Genomic DNA, 16,873 nt, shown 5'->3' with positions numbered 1-16,873 from the left:
TAATAATGTTACGCTGAAAGTATTAAACCACGAGTACCGGGCAAAACAGGTGCCTGTAAAACCTTTAAGCTCAAACAAAGTATTAGTGTTTGTCCCGCACGTTGATGACGAAACTATTGGTCTGGGGGGGACGATTAAAAAATATACTTCTCTCGGAGCAGAAGTAAAAGTAGTATTAGTGACAGATGGTTCAAAAAGCGTTTCTTCTCTTTCAGGAGAAGAATTATCGAGTCAGCGCAAGAGTGAAATGGAAAAAGTACAGTATATGCTGGGATTTGATTCGATAGAGTATTTAACTCTCCCCGACGGCAATGTAGAAATCAGTGAACGCAACATTCAAAACGTGCTTAACATCATTCAGGATTTTCAGCCGGATGTTATCTATACAAATGTATTAGTGGATGCCCATTTGGATCATGTAAATACTTCAATTTTGTTAGCCGAATCGTTAAAACATTTTAACGTGAAAGACTCGCTGAAAATATATATGTATGAGATAAATTGTCCGATTCCGGTCGCTTACATAAATACGTTAATCGACATTACAGAAGAATTGCCCTTAAAACAAGAAACAATCAATGTTTTCGCTTCCCAGGCTATCGATTTTGACGGCTTTATTAATTTAAATATAGTCAAAAGCAATTTAAGCGCAGAACGGTCAATGAAAGCAGGGGAAGTTTTTCTGGGCCAGGATGCAGGAGATTTTATAAACTTCGCTGAATATATAAAAAATAAACAGGAAAATTTCCCTGCTCTTTTTAAACAGGCAAACAAGACAGTGACTTTACTATGGGCTTATTTTCAAAACAAAAAAGCCAAAGAAAGAATTTATAAGGAAGGATTATCTTATGCCAGTATTCAAAGAAAATTAAGGGATAAGTAAAGTGCTTGAAAGAGAAAATGACTGCTTCCAAAGCCACTATTTTTCATGGGTGAGCTGTGCTAGGCTGTATAAGTTATAATAGAAGAATGAAACTTTTTAAAAAACCGACTAACGTTAATGTAGGGGGAGCTTTATGCTTATAAACAAGGAAAGACGTCCAATGGCAAATGTAATGCAATTAATATTATTAGCATATATATTAATACAGCCTATACTGGATTTACTGGTGTTTATAGGTTTGCCAATTTCGACTTTGGTGAGAGCTGCCGTCATTCCCGCAGGTATGCTTTATATATTGTTTTTCTTAAAGGGAAATCAAAAGAAGTATATCGTCGGTTATTTTGTGGTTTTACTACTCTATTTTGGAATGCATACAGGTTTAAACTATTATTTAAAAGATCCCTTTTCCATTACATTTGAGCTCCAGAATATTGTCAAAACAATTTATTTTCCTACAGTAATGTTTGTGTATTATACATTTTTCAAACAGTATTTTTCCAAAAAATCATTAAAGCAATGGCTCCCATTAGTATTCACAATTAATTTAACATTCATCAGCTTAATCGTTTTCCTGGCGGGTATCACAGATACTGGAAAACGAACATACGGATTTTTAGAAAAAGAAGGGCAGACAGGCTGGTTTTTTTCAGGAAATGAACTCAGTGCTATCATGACAATGATTCTTCCTTTTGTGGTCCTCTATTTATTAAGAAAAACTAATTTTGTCCAGCAGATTATAGTGTTTTTCATAGTAGTTTTATCAATGTGGGCGATGCTCACTGTCGGAACTAAAGTTACGTTAATTGGTGTAATAATATCGGCCGGATTAGGGTTTATTATTAGCATCGTGAGACTGCGTCATAAAGAATGGTTGAATTTTATATTAATGGCACTGCTTATTATAGGTTTAGTTGGATTTATTCCTTCTTCCCCCATCGGAAATAATTTAGGGCTGGCTATAGAAACAAATGAGCAGGAGAGCGCAGGTCAGGAAGAAGAGGAAGATAGTGGCGGCGGAGATAACGGTCAGATAGAATCAGAGGACGAGACTACCAAACAAAGATTTGAAGAGAGCTTAAGTAATATTCCTATGCACTCGGTTTTGTTTAGTGGTCGGGTAGATTTTATGGCGGAATCAATGCAGCAATATGTAAACGCTCCGACAGCCCAAAAAGCATTCGGTATGGGAAGAAGCGGCAATTATGTATCGGCAGACTCCGCAAAATCAATTGAAATGGACTTTTTTGACTGGTTTTTCAACTTTGGAATTCTAGGATTTGTTATTTTACTCCTGCCTTTTTTCTACATGATTTCTGCGTATGTTAAGAATATCGTAAAAGCAGGAAGAAGCGCCTTAAATGTTTATGCAGTTACTTCGCTTTTATGCGCTGGTATGGGTACTGGAGCAGCTTTTATAGCCGGCCATGTGCTGTCCTATCCTGGTTCTGGCTTGTATCTTGCGATAGTATACGCTGCGCTTGTTGGCTTTTCAAAAAAAGAAAACAGCGACTACTCCGATTTTAATTCAAAAAAAATTGACAGAAAGTGGTAATTATGAAAAAAATACTGCTTATTTCTTCTGTGGGAGGGCATCTGACGCAACTTCTGCAGCTTAAACCATTATTCGAAAAATATAACTACCATATTATTACTGAAAAAACAGAGGTTACGAAAAGCTTAAAAGCAAAATACCCAATTTCTTTTTTAACTTATGGAGCGAGGAACTACCCTTTAAGATATGTTTTTAAATTCTCCTACAATATATTAAAATCACTTTTGCTTTTTTTGAGGCACAGGCCAGATGTCGTAATTACTACGGGAACCCATACTGCGGTACCTATGTGTTATATAGCAAAATTGTTCCGAAAAAAGGTAGTCTATATCGAAAGCTTTGCCAAATCTCATTCTCCAAATATGGCTGGAAAAATGGTCTATCCAATCGCGGATTTGTTCATTGTCCAGTGGGAGTCTATGAAAGAATTTTATCCGAAGGCAGTCTATGGAGGTAGTATCTATTGATTTTCGTGACTCTTGGCACGCATGAACTACATTTTACAAGAGTGTTGAAAGAACTGGAAGCTTTGAAGAAAGAGGGAAAGATTCAGGAAGAGGTTATCGTGCAGAATGGAAACACGAGGTTTAGCAGCGATCATCTGCAATTGATTCCTTTTATGTCTATGGAAGAAATGGAAACTTATATTAAAAATAGCAGCTTTGTAATAAGTCACGCTGGAACCGGGTCGATAACAACGAGCTTAAAACTTGGAAAGAAAGTAATAATCGTGCCCCGGCTGCAAAAATTCAATGAACATAATGATGATCATCAGCTTGAATTATCGGAAACGTTTTCCCGAAACGGGTATGTGCTTCCCTGTTATGAAGAGGATAGACTTGAAAACGTCATTGAAGAATTGAAGAACTTTACTCCTCAAGTTTTTACGGCAGATAATACTAAGATGCTGAATATTTTGGAAAATTTTATTGAAGGAGAAAAACCGGATGCTGATTAGAAAATATGAAAAGGGTGATGAAGCAGGGATCATAACTCTCTTTCATAAGGTTTTTAATAAAGAACTGCCTTTGAAAGTATGGCAATGGAAGTATAACGATGAAATAAATGCACGGGAGTCGAAGGTTTTTGTAGCTGTAGAAAACGACACCATAGTGGGGCACGTGGCGGTGCTGATATTTCCCGCAAGATATAATAATAAAAACATAAAAGTAGGTCTTCGTGTAGATACGATGGTAGATCCTGAATACCGTGGGCAGGGATTATATCAAAAGCTTACAAACATATTGCTGACGGAATTAAAAGAACATAGAAGAGATATTTCATTTTTGTATGGTTTACCAGCGGAAAAGGCAAAAAATGTGCTGTTAAAGACCACAGAAGCTGTGCATCTCGGAGACCTTACGAGAAAGGTTAAAGTGAATTTAATCAAGAAGAATAAATTTTCTTATCGTTCTCCAAATCAAGACGAAGTAATGGAAGAAATACGTTGGTTTGACGATAGGTTTGATCAGTTTAAGCAGGAGAAAGAAGATCCGGAAGCTGTCACACTGATAAAAAATCATCACTTTCTCAACTGGCGTTATATTACTAATCCTTTAAATGAATATAAAATTTTTGCGATCAGCGAATTCGATCAAATAAAAGGATATGTAGTGTTAAAAATGGAAGTTAAAAAAATATTTAATAAAAGAGTGTCTGTGGGTTTTATTGTTGACTGGAGCGTATCAAAAAATGAAGATACCGCCACGTTTGAAAAACTTTTAAAAATTACAGATAGCTATTTAAAAAAAGCATTGTTTATTCAAATATGGGAACCTGTCAATCCTACAATAAACAATGCTTTGAAAAAACGTTTATATATAAATAAAAAGGAAAAAATAAACCCGCTGGTGGTTCACAGTAATAACGAAAACGCTGCTGAAATGAACTTTTCAGATTGGGGATTGAAAATGGGCGACGTTGATTCATTTTAAGTTTATAAAGCTTTGTGAAGACAAGAAATAATGATTAATTAAAGCTGTGAAGGGGAAAGGAGAGGTTGGACAAGATAACGAAAGGAGAGTCAATGTAATGGGATTTATACTATTTCTTATCGTCGGCGGCCTGATTGGCTGGCTTGCCGGTTTAATATTGGGTAAGGACATCCCGGGCGGCATTTTAGGTAACATTATCGCAGGTATTATCGGTGCCTGGATTGGCGGGGCCATCTTTGGTTCCTGGGGGCCGGTCATCGGCAGTATTGCGATTTTCCCGGCGTTAATCGGTGCGATTATTTTCGTCGTCATTCTAAGCTTTATTTTAAAAGCCATCCGCTAATAATAAACGAAGCCGTCCTTTTATCGGGGCGGCTTCGTTTTATGACAGGGCACGGTTTTTACTGATCTGCTGTAGAGCTGTATTAATGCCGAGAACCTCTGTCGCAATATGACCCATGCCGGGAAACGTTTCAAGGGTGGAACGCTCGATATGGTTGGCTAGATAGATCGCGTGCCGGAGGGGGATAATTTCGTCTTCCTCACCCGCCCAAATGTAAGCCGGGGTGTCGATGTTTTCCAAATGGTAGGCCCAGGGTGTCATCAGCGTCTGGAGATCGCGGAGGAAGCCTTCAGCAGAATGGGCGGATTCCTGGACCGCAAACCTCCATTTATCCAGAATAGACGGAGTCACGTACTGCCGTTCTTCCCTGGAAAGCTGTTCGGATTCCGTCTGGAAGATTTTATCCTCCATATTCGTCTGCTCCCATCGGCTGCGCAGAAGCTCCGGTGCTTCCTGGATCGTTTGCAGTGGCGCTTTTAAAGAGGTGTCGAGCAAGCGAAACAGTTCAGGATCCTCCGTGGGACCGAGCGAACCAACTAAATGGAGCTCGCTGACGCGCCCCTTCAGAAGACTGGTGCTGGTTGCTGCGTATGGACCTCCGCAGCCGACACCGATCAAGGAACAGCGCTGGATTTCAAAATGATTCATTACCTCGTCGATATCCTTGGAAAACTGCAGAAAAGTGCCATGAGGATCGGGAGTGGAGAGGCCGTAGCCCGGGCGGTCAACAGAAATAATACGAAGAGAGTTGGAAGCGGCAGCTTCTTCTCCAATTGCGGCTTCAAGCCGGGAGCTTCCGACTCCGTGTACATAAAGGACAGGTGTTCCGTCCGGGTCACCGAACATGGAAATACTAAGCATACGGCCATCGCGTAAAGAAAGCGCTAATTGTTTCAATCGTTCCCTCCTCCTCTTTCTGTGCGGGTATTCACTTGTAAAAGATGCGTAGGTATATTCTAGCATACAATATGAAAAACGGAAGAATTTCATTCAGAACAAAACGGCCCCCGTGATGGAGAGCCGTTTTTTTATCCATTTTATACCGTCCGGGTCCAGTGCAGCACATCTTCCTTGTCCCCGGTCTGAATGCCAGTGATCGTATCGTACAGCTGTTTGGCTAGAGGGCCTGTTTCTTCATTATTGATTTTATAGGTCTGGGCGTCCCAGCGCAGCTTGCCTACAGGAGAAATGACCGCTGCTGTGCCGGTGCCGAAAATTTCCTCAAGCGTGCCCGCTTCGTATGCCGTACGTATTTCTTCCATATCGATGCGGCGTTCCTCCACAGGAATCTCCCAGTAATGCAGCAGTTCAATGACAGAGTCACGGGTGATTCCTTCAAGAATACTTCCATTCAGCGCAGGAGTTACGACCTTTCCGCTGATTTTAAAGAAAATATTCATGCTGCCGACCTCTTCAATATAGCGCTGCTCTACGCCGTCCAGCCACAGCACCTGGTCGTACCCGGCGCTTCCGGCCTGCTCCTGGGCTTTTAGGCTGGCTGCATAGTTGCCGGCTGTCTTGGTGAATCCGACGCCGCCGCGGACACTGCGAACGAATTCGTTTTCCACGTAGATGCTGACCGGCTTCATGGCATCGCCGCCGCTTCCGTAGTAAGAGCCGACAGGCGTTAAAATAATCAGCAGCTTGTAGGAGGAGGATGGTTTTACACTGAGGCTTGCTTCTGTCGCAATCACAAACGGGCGGATATACAACGACTGGCCCTCTCCGCGTGGAATCCAGTCACGCTCAAGCGAAACAAGCTCCTTTAAAGAATCTATCAACAGCTGCTCGTCGATCTCCGGAATGCTCATCCGGCGGTTGGACTGGTTCAGCCGCTCGAAGTTTTTTTCCGGACGGAAAAGCATAATGTTGCCCCCGGAATAATACGCCTTCATCCCTTCAAAAACAGCCTGGCCGTAATGGAAGACAAGACTCGAAGGATCCATGGTAAGCGGCTGATAAGGTACGATTCTCGGATCAATCCATCCTTCTCCCTCAACGTAATCCACCACAAACATATGGTCGGTAAAGTTTTTTCCGAAAGCGAGCTGTGAAAAATCCGGCTTCGTTTTCGGAGATTTTGTACGTTCGATGGTCAATGACTCAGCCACAATAACATCACTCCTATGTATTTATCGTTCCATTTATTTCTCTACTGGTAACAGCATTTAAATTGTATCATACAAAGAAAAGTTCTATCCACTTGAAAGCCAACGACAAGCGCTGTCCGCCTTCCGGAAAATGGCTTTTTCATTTTGCAGGAAGGAGACAGCGACCCCGAGCCGGTGGTGGAGGAAGCTGGACAGCTAAAAAACTCGAGCCGGCAGTGGATAGAACTGGACAAGATAGAAAAGCTTTCTCCACCTGCACACCGGCGCAAGACGATTTAATCCAGCTGCTTTTCACCAGCGTATGCACGCAACTTGCGCAACGCAGATTTCCGCCATGATTTGACCGTAGAGGCCGCTACCCCGTGTTTTGCGGCGATATCACGTATAGGAAGGGAATATACGGAAAAATCAATGAGCCAGGTTCGTTCCCGTTCTGAAAGAAGAGGAAAGTATGCTTCAAGCTCAAAGCGGTCCTCCATTTCCGATGACTGCTCAAAGGGCCCGTGGTCATCAAACAGCTGATGCCGCTCGGAAAACCGGACTTCTTTCCGGAGCATCATCAGCATTTCCCCACGTACGAGGGTAAAAGCATACGCCGGGAAAGCACCCTTTTCCGGAGAAAAGGTAGAGTATGCCTTCCATAATCCTACGTATCCGGCCTGCATATATTCCTCCTGTTCCTGGTAAATACGGAGGCGTGTAATCATTCGTTTGACGAGCGGAGTATATTTTTCATATGCTTCTTCAAATGAAGCAGGAATCGTATCAGTCAATGGTCTCTCCTGCGAAGCCGCGCGCGGTTCTTATTTATTCCATGGTAGATTCAGCATATATAAAAGCTGGAAATATTGCCGGAGTGCTATGTATGGATACATCCTGCGCTATGCGTTGTATTATAGAAAAGAACAAAGCTGCCAGAGTATAGAAAACACACAGCCAGCATATGAAAAAATAAAGCAGATCGGTTGAAAGCATAGAAAGAAAGCGTACAATTGAAATAAGAATGATTACGATCAGGCAGGTGAACAGAAATGCCAAACGAAGATAATGTAGACTGGATCCAGCAGCAGATTCAGGAACGATCGCTTGATATTATGACAGACATGCTGAAGGGACTCGCTGACGGCAAGCGGATGCAGATCGCCCAGGCGCTTGCCCTGACACCGGAATTGAGTGTACATAGTATTGCCGAAGTCATCGACTCCTCCATTGCTACGGCGTCCCACCATCTCCGGTATATGCATAAGCTGGGACTGACGAAGTTCCGGAAGGAAGGAAGAACGGTGTATTATTCTCTTGATGACGAACATGTCAGGCAGGTGGTGGAGCTCGTTGTCAGCCATCAGGCAGAAATTAAAGAACGGCAGGGAAAAGAGACGTAACGGCGTCTCTTTTTTTATTTGCAGTAAACAAATGTTTCCCAATAATACAATTGCAAAAATCAGCTAAATTCATGAAAGCGGAAACAATATTTTGAAACCAACGATATTTTACAAACGTTTAGTTGACGAACGAATGAAATAAAGCTATTATGTTTACAAAGGTCATAATAAAGAACAAATGTAAAAGGAGGCGTTATTGTGACGCAGGCAGATTGGGTTTGGGAAGAGCCGAAGGAAAAGCTGGTCAATTGGCTCGAGCAGATGTGGACCGTTCGCTGGTTCGATGAAAAAGTAGATGAATTTTTCGCCAAAGGCATGATTCACGGTACGACCCACTTATGTGTAGGGCAGGAAGCTTCGGCTGTAGGTGTATGTGCGATGCTTGAAGATAAAGACAAAATCACGAGCACGCACCGGGGCCACGGGCACTGCATCGCCAAAGGAGCAGATCCGGACCGGATGATGGCAGAACTGTTTGGCCGGGAAACCGGCTATTGTAAAGGCAAAGGCGGGTCCATGCATATTGCGGATGTTGAAAAAGGCAACCTGGGTGCCAACGGTATCGTCGGAGGAGGCATACCTTTAGCTGTAGGATCAGCACTTACTTCAAAGATGCGCCAGGAAGGTTATATTACCGTCTGTTTCTTCGGGGATGGGGCGGCAAATGAAGGCAGCTTTCACGAAGCAGTGAACCTGGCTGCTATTTGGGATCTTCCAGTCATTTTTGTCTGCGAAAACAACCAGTACGGTATGTCCGGCCCGGTCAAGGATATGGTGAAAATCGAAAATATTGCCGATCGTGCTTCCAGCTACGGTATTCCGGGCCATGTCGTTGACGGCAACAACCTCCCTGAGGTTATGACGGTTATGAAAGAAGCCGTGGAGTATACAAGAAACGGAAGCGGCCCGGTTCTCATAGAAGCAAAAACATACCGGTGGAAGGGCCACTCCAAAAGCGATGCGAAGAAATACCGGACAAGAGAAGAAGAAAAAGAATGGAAGGATAAAGACCCGATCCGTTTTTTCCAGGAGGCCTTGATTGAGCGCGGTATCATCACCTCGGAGGAAGCCGAAACAGTGAAGAAAGAAACGAAAGCCCAAATTGAACGATCGGTGGAATTTGCGGAACAGAGTCCCGAACCTTCTGCGGATACACTGCTTGAGGATGTCTATGCTTAATATAGAAAGGAGTGCCTGACGATGCAGTCGAGCGCAGTAAATTCTTCAGATAACAAGGAAACCACACGGAGCATTACCTTTGCCGAAGCCGTACGTGAAGCACTGTCACAGGAAATGCGGGAGGACCAGGACGTTTTTATTCTCGGAGAGGATATCGGAGTATACGGCGGAGCCTTCGGTGTTACCCGCGGAATGATTGAAGAGTTCGGACCGGAGCGGATACGCAACACCCCTATTTCCGAGGCGGCTATTACCGGTGCTGCGATCGGATCGGCTCTTACTGGCATGAAGCCGGTCGTCGAGCTGCAGTTTTCGGATTTTATTACGATTGCGATGGACCAGCTGGCCAACCAGGCAGCGAAGCTCCGGTATATGTACGGCGGCAAGGGAAACGTGCCGATGGTGCTGAGGACGCCTTCAGGCTCCGGAACCGGGGCGGCGGCCCAGCATTCACAGAGCCTGGAAGCTTGGGTAGCTCATGTTCCTGGCCTAAAGGTAGTACAGCCCTCTACGGCGTCAGACGCCAAAGGGCTGTTAAAGGCCGCTATTGCCGACCCGAACCCAGTTATTTTTTACGAGCACAAACTGTTGTACAAAACCGAAGAGCACGTTCCGGAGGAAGCGTATACGATTCCTTTGGGAGAGGCAGACGTGAAGCGTGCGGGTAAGGACGTAACGATCGTTGCAACTGCTGTGATGGTGCATAAAGCGCTCGAGGCAGCGGAGAAGCTGGCTGAGGAAGGCATCGATGTGGAAGTGATTGACCCGCGGACCCTCGTACCGCTCGATGAGAAAACAATCGTGGACTCCGTTAAAAAAACTGGAAAAGTAATCGTTGTGCATGAAGCCGTTAAAAGAGGCGGCTACGGCGGCGAAATAGCGAGCATGATTGCAGAAAGCGAAGCTTTTGATTATTTGGATGCTCCGGTCCGCCGGCTCGGGGCGCTGCCAATCCCTGTGCCGTATAATCCGGCGCTTGAAAAAGCAATGGTCCCGCAGGTGGACGATATTATGCAGGCGGCGCGTGACAGCGTCCACCGCCGGTAAAGGAGGGCAGTATTCATGGCAAAGGAAGTATTTATGCCCAAATTAAGCAGTACAATGGAAACCGGAACGCTTCTGCAGTGGTTTAAACAGGAGGGAGACCCAGTGGAGGTCGGCGAGCCGCTGCTCGAGGTAATGACCGATAAAATAAATATTGAAGTGGAAGCATACGAAGAAGGTATCCTGCTGAAGCGCTACTACGACGAAGACGAAGAGGTGCCGGTGAACGGTATTGTTGGCTACATCGGTGAAGAGGGCGAGCAGGTGCCCGAGGAAAAACCGGGATCTGAAAGCAAATCAGAACCTGAAAGCGTCCCGGAGGTGCCGGCTGCCGAAGCGGCAGAGCAATCAGTGGAAGCTGAACAAACAGAAGGCGTGCGTGCTACTCCGGCAGCACGGAGGCTGTCGCGTGAACAGGGAGTAGAGCTTTCCTTAATACAGGGAAGCGGAGCGAGAGGACGCATTCACGCTTCGGATGTTCACGCTGCTGCAGAGGGCGAGCACGTGCGCAGTACGCCTCTTGCTAAAAAAGAAGCAGAGGCAAATAACGTGGATCTGTCTGCCGTAAAAGGAAGCGGCAGCTACGGCAAAATCACACGGGCTGATATCGCCGCGCCACCGGTGGAAGAGGATCTTCACTCTGAGCCGCTTCAGGGCATCCGGAAAGTGGTTGCAGAGCGTATGCAGCAAAGTGCAAGCGAAGTGCCGCACGTAACGCTTAACACTGAAATTGATATGGAAGCTGCTATAGAGCTGAGGGAGCAGCTGCTCCCAGTTATAGAAAAACAGACCGGCCAACGGCTGTCCGTGACGGAGCTGTTGATATTTGTGGGCAGCCGGGCGCTCCAAAAGCATCCGGATGTGCATGCCTCTATGACAGACAACCGGATCACAAAGCAGTCGTCTGTGCATATGGGAGTCGCTGTAGCCACAGACCGGGGGCTGCTGGTCCCGGTGATCCGCCATACAGAAACAAAAGGACTCGCGGAATTAGTCGCTGAAACCAAACAGACAGCTGCCGCGGCCCGGAACGGAACCCTTCCCGGCAAAGAGCTTTCGGGCAGTACGTTCACGATCAGTAATTTAGGAATGTATGCAGTTGACCATTTTACCCCGATCATTAACCAGCCGGAAGCGGCTATTCTTGGGGTTGGTCGTATACAGGAGAAGCCGGTAGTAATAAACGGAGAAATCACGGTGCGCCGGATGATGGCCGTAAGTCTATCCTTTGATCACCGTATTATTGATGGGGCTCCGGCTGCTGCATTTTTAACAGACTTCAAACAAATGCTCGAACAGCCGTACCAGCTGTTTGTCTAGAAGGAGGTGGACCGATGGAAACGTTTGACCAGGTAATTGTCGGCGGCGGGCCGGCGGGCTATGTAGCTGCGCTTAGGGCTTCCGGCCTTGGGCAGTCCACGGCGCTTGTCGAAGATCGCGAGCTCGGGGGGACGTGCCTGAACCGCGGGTGCATACCGTCTAAAACGCTTCTCCAGAACGCAGAAGCAGTGAACTACGTACGCAATGCTTCTAAATACGGCATCCAGGTGGAAGGCTTTCATCTGCGCTACGAAGAAATGCTTGAGCGGAAGGACCAGGTGATCCAGCAGCTCCGCCAGGGCGTCCAGTCGCTAATGAAAAAAGGACGTATCCAGATTTTTTCTGGGCGGGGAAAAGTTCATGCAAACAAACAGGTTACTATCACCGGTAAAGACGGCCAGGAAACAGTAGTAGCCGGCAGAGCCGTCATCATTGCTTCAGGCTCCGTACCGGCAGTACCTCCTATTCCCGGTCTTGAAGATACTGAATATTATACGAGTGACACGATTTACGACCGCCAATCGCTTCCTTCGTCAATGGCCATCGTCGGCGGGGGATTCATCGGTACTGAATACGCCTGTTTGTATCAGTCACTCGGGGTGCAGGTGACAGTTATTGAAGCGGCTGAACGGCTGATACCACAGGAGGACGAAGATGCTGCGAAAATGCTGGCCGGGGCACTTGAAGAGTCGGGAGTGACTATTCTGACAGGCACCTCGGTTACTTCTGCCAGACAACATGGAAATCAGGCAGTCGTCAACGTGCAGGATGCCTCCGGAAACGACCGCGAGCTCACAACAGACATGCTGCTTATTTCCACAGGGCGCTCGCCTGTCATCGCGGCAGCTGAAGACCTTGAATTACGCATGGACAGTCGCTTTGTAGCGGTGGACGATGCGATGCAGACATCGGTACCGGGTATTTATGCTGCAGGAGATATTGTCGGCGGATGGCAGCTTGCCCATGCGGCAAGTGCCGAGGGCATTATTGCCGCAGAGCATGCTGCGGGCGCTGCGCCTTCCATGGATCTCTCGCTCGTGCCGAGGTGCATTTATACCCTTCCGGAAATAGCGTCAGTGGGCCTGTCTGAGCAGGAAGCAAAGCAGAGGTACAGCGATATTAAAGTAAAGACCGTGCCGCTGCAGGGAAACGCGAAAGCGATGACAATGGGCGAGACCCGGGGTTTTGTCAAAATCATTTCCCGGGAAATGTTCGGCGAGATTCTCGGCGTTGTGATGGCTGGACCCCACGTTACCGAAATGATCGGAGAGCCGGCCGCCTATATTCATCTTGAAGGCACCACCGAAGAATGGAGCAGTCAGGTGCATGCGCATCCTTCGCTGTCGGAGGCGTTGTTTGAAGGCGCGTCTGCGCTCGCGGGGCGTCCGGTTCATCAATAAAAAGCCATGTAAGCGTATATAGTTTTTTGGCAGGGAGTGATATACTGGGAACAGATGAATCTACGGAATAGAGGGAAGAATTATGCTCAACTGGGAAGAAAAAAGAGAAACCGTAAAAGTAGCGAAGCTGTATCATTTCGATGGCTGGACCCAGGCCCAGATCGCCAAAAAGCAGGGTGTTTCCCGTCCGGTTATTTCCAAAATGCTGCAGCGGGCCCGGGATGAAGGCATCGTTGAAATATATATTAAAGATGAAAGTGTGCATACCGTTGATCTTGAGCAGAAGCTTGAAAAGAAATACGGCCTGAAAGAAGCAGTAGTCGTTTCAACGACAGGCTTCACACCTGACCTCGGCAAGCGTTTGATCGGAAAAGCAGCCGCTTCCTATGTAGCGAAGAGATCCGAGCAGGTAAAGCGAATCGGTATTTCATGGGGATCAACTCTGCGTTCACTTATTGAAGAGTATCCGTACGTCGAACATAGAGACATTCATATTACGCCGCTGATCGGGGGAATGGGGAACAAATACGTGCATCTGCACTCCAATCAGCTGGCATTTCACTTTGCCCAGAAAATGAACGCCTCCTGTTCGTATTTGTACGCTCCGGCGATGGTTGAAACTGACGATTTGAAAGAGCGTCTCGTGCAGTCCAAAGACATTGCCCAGGTGCTGGAGGAAGGGCGGAACGTGGAGCTTGCCCTCGTGGGTCTAGGCAACCCGCTTCAGGACTCCACTATGGAAACGATGGGATACCTGCAGGAAGAAGACATCGTCACGCTCCGAAAGGCCGGGGCAGTCGGCGATATCAGCTCGAAGTTTTTCGACGCTCTCGGCCACGGCGTGGATCACCCGATCAACAACCGGGTCATCGGCCTGACTCTTGAGGAGATCAAAAACATTCCCGAGGTCGTTGGTGTGGCGCAGGGCTCCCATAAAGTCCTCGGCATCGAAGCAGCGCTGAAGGGTGGTTATCTGGACGTGTTGATCGTAGATAACCAGATTGCAGAAGCGTTAACCGAATAACGTATGACGGCTCCTTGAAAGGGGCCGTATTTTTTTAACATATATGAACATATGTGCTATTTAAAACATATGTAAAATAAAAGAAATATTTTACAATCAACACGCCAATGCCGTAAAAAATTAATTTTTAAAATATCTGAAAAAAATATTGACGGTTATATGAAAACGCTTTAATATGGTTACAAAGGTTACAAGTTGTTACAAATGTAAAGGAGGGGTGAGGATGTGGGGTTATTTTATCGCCGCGTTCGTGGTGATATGGCTGATTCAATTTTATCTAACATTCCGCCAGATGAAATACTACAACGGAATGATTGCTTCAATGGGCAGACGTCCTTCGGGGTACCTTGGGACAGGCATTGATAAACGCCTGCTTGGAATCGGCACGGTGATTCTGCTCGTAACCAACGAAGCAGGCACGGTGATCGACGCTAAGATTATGAGAGGGGTAACGGTGTTCGCCAGGTTTGCCGAAGCGCCGGAGCTGATGGATCAAAACATCCATGAATTAAAGAAGCAGTGGGAAGCAGAAGGCGCTGCCGGAAAGAAGAAGCACCCGAAACGGGCTCATCTGATGGCTGCCCAGCAGATTTTGGCAGAACAGAAGCGCAAACACAAAAAGGGGGATAACAAATGGATTTCTTAGTAACGCTCGCAGAAGGCTTTATTGGAATGTTCGAGGCAGGCGGGGAAACATTTGTCGGACTTGTTACAGGTATTATTCCGACACTCATATGTTTAATTCTTGCCGTAAACGCTTTAATCAAGTTTGTCGGGGAAGAACGGATCTATTCGCTGGCTCAGAAGAGCACAAAGTATTTCTTTCTCCGCTATACGCTGTTTCCGGTACTGGCCGTGTTTTTCTTAACCAACCCAATGTGCTACACGTTCGGGCGCTTTCTGCCGGAACGGCAGAAGCCGGCCTTTTATGATTCCGCTGTTTCATTTGTGCACCCGATTACCGGCTTGTTTCCTCACGCGAACCCGGCTGAACTGTTTGTTTACACCGGGATCTCGGCTGGTATTACGACGCTTGGCCTCTCTGCCGGGCCGCTTGCCATCCGTTTCTTTATCGTCGGTCTGATCGTTATTTTAATCCGCGGTGTAGTAACGGAATGGATCACCGCCATCATGCTCAGACGCCAGGCAGCTAGTGCAGAAGGCGATTCGTCGGAAAAAAGCGCCAGCGCATAAATGAAAATTTAAAAGAAAAAGCGAGGGAAGAATAATGGCTGAATATAAACCGGTAGAGGTAACAAAGGGAAGAGGTGGCTGGGGCGGCCCGCTCGTCATCCATCCGAATGATCAGAAAAGATATATTATGTCGGTAACCGGCGGAGGTATTCATCCGGTCGCCGAGCGCCTGGCGGAACTGACAGGCGGCGAAGCGGTGGACGGATTCAAAGCCTCCTATGATAAAGAAAATATTGCCGCAGCTGTTATTGACTGCGGCGGAACCGCACGCTGCGGAGTTTATCCAAAAATGGGTGTGCTGACGGTCAACATTCACGGTACATCCCCGGCCGGCCCGCTTGCGCAGTATATTAACGAAGAAAATTTTGTTTCCGGCGTGGGCGAAAGAGATATGAAGGCCATCAGCGCGGATGAAGTGCCGGCGGCCGAAGCGGAAGCAGAGGACAAAGCTTCCCCGTACAACTCCCTGATGGACCGCGACGTAGCCAAACAGGTGAAAGACGATGCGAAAATGAAAGCAAAAGGCTCCGGACCGAAAAAAGGAAATATTATTGAACGTATCGGCCGTGCCGTCGGCAACGTGGTAAGCGTATTCTTCCAGGCCGGTCGGGAAACCATTGATACGGTCGTACGAAACATTCTGCCGTTTATGGCTTTTGTCAGTACGATTATCGGGATTATCACATTCACCGGCATCGGGGATCTGATCGCGAACTTTGTCTCTCCGCTCGCAAGTAATATTTTCGGGCTGCTGCTTTTATCCTTTATATGTGCAATTCCAATTTTGTCCCCGCTGCTCGGCCCGGGCGCTGTTATTGCCCAGGTGGTTGGGGTGCTTATCGGAACCCAGATCGGTATGGGAAACATCCCTCCGGCAATGGCGCTTCCAGCACTTTTCGCTATTAACCCGCAGGTAGGGGCGGACTTCGTGCCGGTTGGCCTGACGCTTGGGGAAGCAGAGCCGGAGACCATTTCCGTCGGCGTGCCGGCCGTTCTGTTTTCAAGGGTTATTACCGGCCCGCTTGCCGTTGTGATCGCTTATCTTTTCAGCTTTGGCCTGTATTCATAAAAATAAATCGGCGGGTAGACGCGCTTGCCCGCCCTGTATTTCCTAGGAGGAGTGACCGTGCAGATGAAAACAGAAGTATTTACAGCCACCGTGGTCGGCATTGGAGAGGATGCCCAGATGCTTATGGACGATGGCATGATGATTTTATTCAACGAAACAGCACCGAAGGATTTGTATGATATCAGCTTTGTTCATAACGCCGAAGGGTTAAGCGAAGACCTGGAAGCCGGGGATGAGCTGATCATAGACGGAGAAGCGTTTTCCCTGACGTTTGTTGGCGGTAAAGCGAATGAAACGCTGCGGGATCTCGGGCATGCAACCTTCCAATTTAACGGAGAGACACATTCAGATCTGCCGGGAACGGTCTGTATAGAAGCCAAACCGCTGCCTGCGATACAGGTGGGAAGCACCATCGTATTCCGTAAAAAATAAAGCTGG

At 46.8% G+C, this 16,873-nt stretch carries 19 protein-coding genes; 16 read left to right on the top strand and 3 right to left on the bottom strand.

Translation table 11 applies throughout. The features are described 5' to 3' along the window. The first annotated feature begins 49 nt into the window (after positions 1 to 49). The 6 genes from ACTRXI_RS10270 (at position 50) to ACTRXI_RS10245 (ending at position 4,712) form a co-directional block, all read left to right on the top strand. The gene (locus ACTRXI_RS10270; protein ID WP_474262335.1) at positions 50 to 883 is read left to right on the top strand and encodes a PIG-L deacetylase family protein; all 834 of its coding nucleotides are present in this window, start codon (positions 50 to 52) and stop codon (positions 881 to 883) included. A gap of 133 nt (positions 884 to 1,016) precedes the next feature. Next, entirely contained in the window at positions 1,017 to 2,435 is a 1,419-nt protein-coding gene (locus ACTRXI_RS10265; RefSeq protein ID WP_474262334.1) for an O-antigen ligase family protein, read from the top strand. 2 nt (positions 2,436 to 2,437) lie between these two features. Next, the gene (gene pssD, locus ACTRXI_RS10260; RefSeq protein ID WP_474262333.1) at positions 2,438 to 2,902 is read left to right on the top strand and encodes a PssD/Cps14F family polysaccharide biosynthesis glycosyltransferase; all 465 of its coding nucleotides are present in this window, start codon (positions 2,438 to 2,440) and stop codon (positions 2,900 to 2,902) included. 5 nt (positions 2,903 to 2,907) lie between these two features. Next, positions 2,908 to 3,393 (top strand): PssE/Cps14G family polysaccharide biosynthesis glycosyltransferase, encoded by a 486-nt coding sequence (pssE, locus tag ACTRXI_RS10255; protein ID WP_474262424.1) that lies wholly within the window; start codon positions 2,908 to 2,910, stop codon positions 3,391 to 3,393. Continuing rightward, positions 3,383 to 4,369: a GNAT family N-acetyltransferase gene (locus ACTRXI_RS10250; protein ID WP_474262332.1), complete on the top strand. Its 987-nt coding sequence runs from the start codon at positions 3,383 to 3,385 to the stop codon at positions 4,367 to 4,369. Before pssE ends, ACTRXI_RS10250 begins: the two co-directional genes overlap by 11 nt. Positions 4,370 to 4,466: 97 nt before the next feature. Beyond that, the gene (locus ACTRXI_RS10245) at positions 4,467 to 4,712 is read left to right on the top strand and encodes a GlsB/YeaQ/YmgE family stress response membrane protein (protein WP_022793506.1); all 246 of its coding nucleotides are present in this window, start codon (positions 4,467 to 4,469) and stop codon (positions 4,710 to 4,712) included. 39 nt (positions 4,713 to 4,751) lie between these two features. On the opposite strand, the gene ACTRXI_RS10240 is transcribed toward ACTRXI_RS10245, so the two are convergent. The 3 genes from ACTRXI_RS10240 to ACTRXI_RS10230 all read right to left on the bottom strand — a co-directional run bounded on the left by ACTRXI_RS10240 (position 4,752) and on the right by ACTRXI_RS10230 (position 7,596). Beyond that, positions 4,752 to 5,609 (bottom strand): alpha/beta fold hydrolase, encoded by an 858-nt coding sequence (locus ACTRXI_RS10240; protein WP_474262331.1) that lies wholly within the window; start codon positions 5,607 to 5,609, stop codon positions 4,752 to 4,754. 140 nt (positions 5,610 to 5,749) lie between these two features. Continuing rightward, positions 5,750 to 6,826, bottom strand: a complete 1,077-nt coding sequence (locus ACTRXI_RS10235; RefSeq protein ID WP_474262423.1) for a branched-chain amino acid aminotransferase — start codon at positions 6,824 to 6,826, stop codon at positions 5,750 to 5,752. Between the two features lie 272 nt (positions 6,827 to 7,098). Next, positions 7,099 to 7,596: a sigma-70 family RNA polymerase sigma factor gene (locus tag ACTRXI_RS10230; protein ID WP_474262330.1), complete on the bottom strand. Its 498-nt coding sequence runs from the start codon at positions 7,594 to 7,596 to the stop codon at positions 7,099 to 7,101. Positions 7,597 to 7,854: 258 nt separating this feature from the next. Between ACTRXI_RS10230 and ACTRXI_RS10225 the strand changes: the two genes are divergently transcribed. The 10 genes from ACTRXI_RS10225 to ACTRXI_RS10180 all read left to right on the top strand — a co-directional run bounded on the left by ACTRXI_RS10225 (position 7,855) and on the right by ACTRXI_RS10180 (position 16,867). Beyond that, entirely contained in the window at positions 7,855 to 8,205 is a 351-nt protein-coding gene (locus ACTRXI_RS10225; RefSeq protein ID WP_474262328.1) for an ArsR/SmtB family transcription factor, read from the top strand. Between the two features lie 261 nt (positions 8,206 to 8,466). Then, on the top strand, positions 8,467 to 9,384 hold the full coding sequence (locus tag ACTRXI_RS10220; protein WP_474262422.1) for a thiamine pyrophosphate-dependent dehydrogenase E1 component subunit alpha: 918 nt from the start codon (positions 8,467 to 8,469) through the stop codon (positions 9,382 to 9,384). Positions 9,385 to 9,405: 21 nt separating this feature from the next. Beyond that, positions 9,406 to 10,431, top strand: a complete 1,026-nt coding sequence (locus ACTRXI_RS10215; protein ID WP_474262327.1) for an alpha-ketoacid dehydrogenase subunit beta — start codon at positions 9,406 to 9,408, stop codon at positions 10,429 to 10,431. Between the two features lie 15 nt (positions 10,432 to 10,446). Continuing rightward, on the top strand, positions 10,447 to 11,748 hold the full coding sequence (locus ACTRXI_RS10210; protein ID WP_474262326.1) for a dihydrolipoamide acetyltransferase family protein: 1,302 nt from the start codon (positions 10,447 to 10,449) through the stop codon (positions 11,746 to 11,748). A 14-nt stretch (positions 11,749 to 11,762) separates the two neighbouring features. Then, the gene (gene lpdA, locus ACTRXI_RS10205; protein ID WP_474262325.1) at positions 11,763 to 13,148 is read left to right on the top strand and encodes a dihydrolipoyl dehydrogenase; all 1,386 of its coding nucleotides are present in this window, start codon (positions 11,763 to 11,765) and stop codon (positions 13,146 to 13,148) included. Positions 13,149 to 13,230: 82 nt separating this feature from the next. Then, positions 13,231 to 14,172, top strand: a complete 942-nt coding sequence (locus tag ACTRXI_RS10200) for a sugar-binding transcriptional regulator (protein ID WP_474262324.1) — start codon at positions 13,231 to 13,233, stop codon at positions 14,170 to 14,172. Between the two features lie 223 nt (positions 14,173 to 14,395). Next, positions 14,396 to 14,818: a transcriptional regulator GutM gene (locus ACTRXI_RS10195; protein WP_474262323.1), complete on the top strand. Its 423-nt coding sequence runs from the start codon at positions 14,396 to 14,398 to the stop codon at positions 14,816 to 14,818. Continuing rightward, complete coding sequence (srlA, locus tag ACTRXI_RS10190; protein WP_474262322.1) at positions 14,806 to 15,366, top strand: PTS glucitol/sorbitol transporter subunit IIC; 561 nt, start codon at positions 14,806 to 14,808, stop codon at positions 15,364 to 15,366. The genes ACTRXI_RS10195 and srlA overlap by 13 nt, the downstream gene beginning before the upstream one ends. Before the next feature lie 34 nt (positions 15,367 to 15,400). Then, positions 15,401 to 16,435: a PTS glucitol/sorbitol transporter subunit IIB gene (gene srlE, locus ACTRXI_RS10185; RefSeq protein WP_474262321.1), complete on the top strand. Its 1,035-nt coding sequence runs from the start codon at positions 15,401 to 15,403 to the stop codon at positions 16,433 to 16,435. A 63-nt stretch (positions 16,436 to 16,498) separates the two neighbouring features. Beyond that, a complete protein-coding gene (locus tag ACTRXI_RS10180; protein ID WP_474262421.1) occupies positions 16,499 to 16,867 on the top strand; it encodes a PTS glucitol/sorbitol transporter subunit IIA in 369 nt (122 codons plus the stop codon). Positions 16,868 to 16,873 lie beyond the last annotated feature (6 nt).

It is taken from the genome of Marinococcus sp. LNHM4E3-1, from assembly GCF_056034405.1.
The sequence above is the reverse complement of the archived record's forward strand: the minus strand, read 5'-3'. Positions and strand labels throughout refer to the sequence as shown.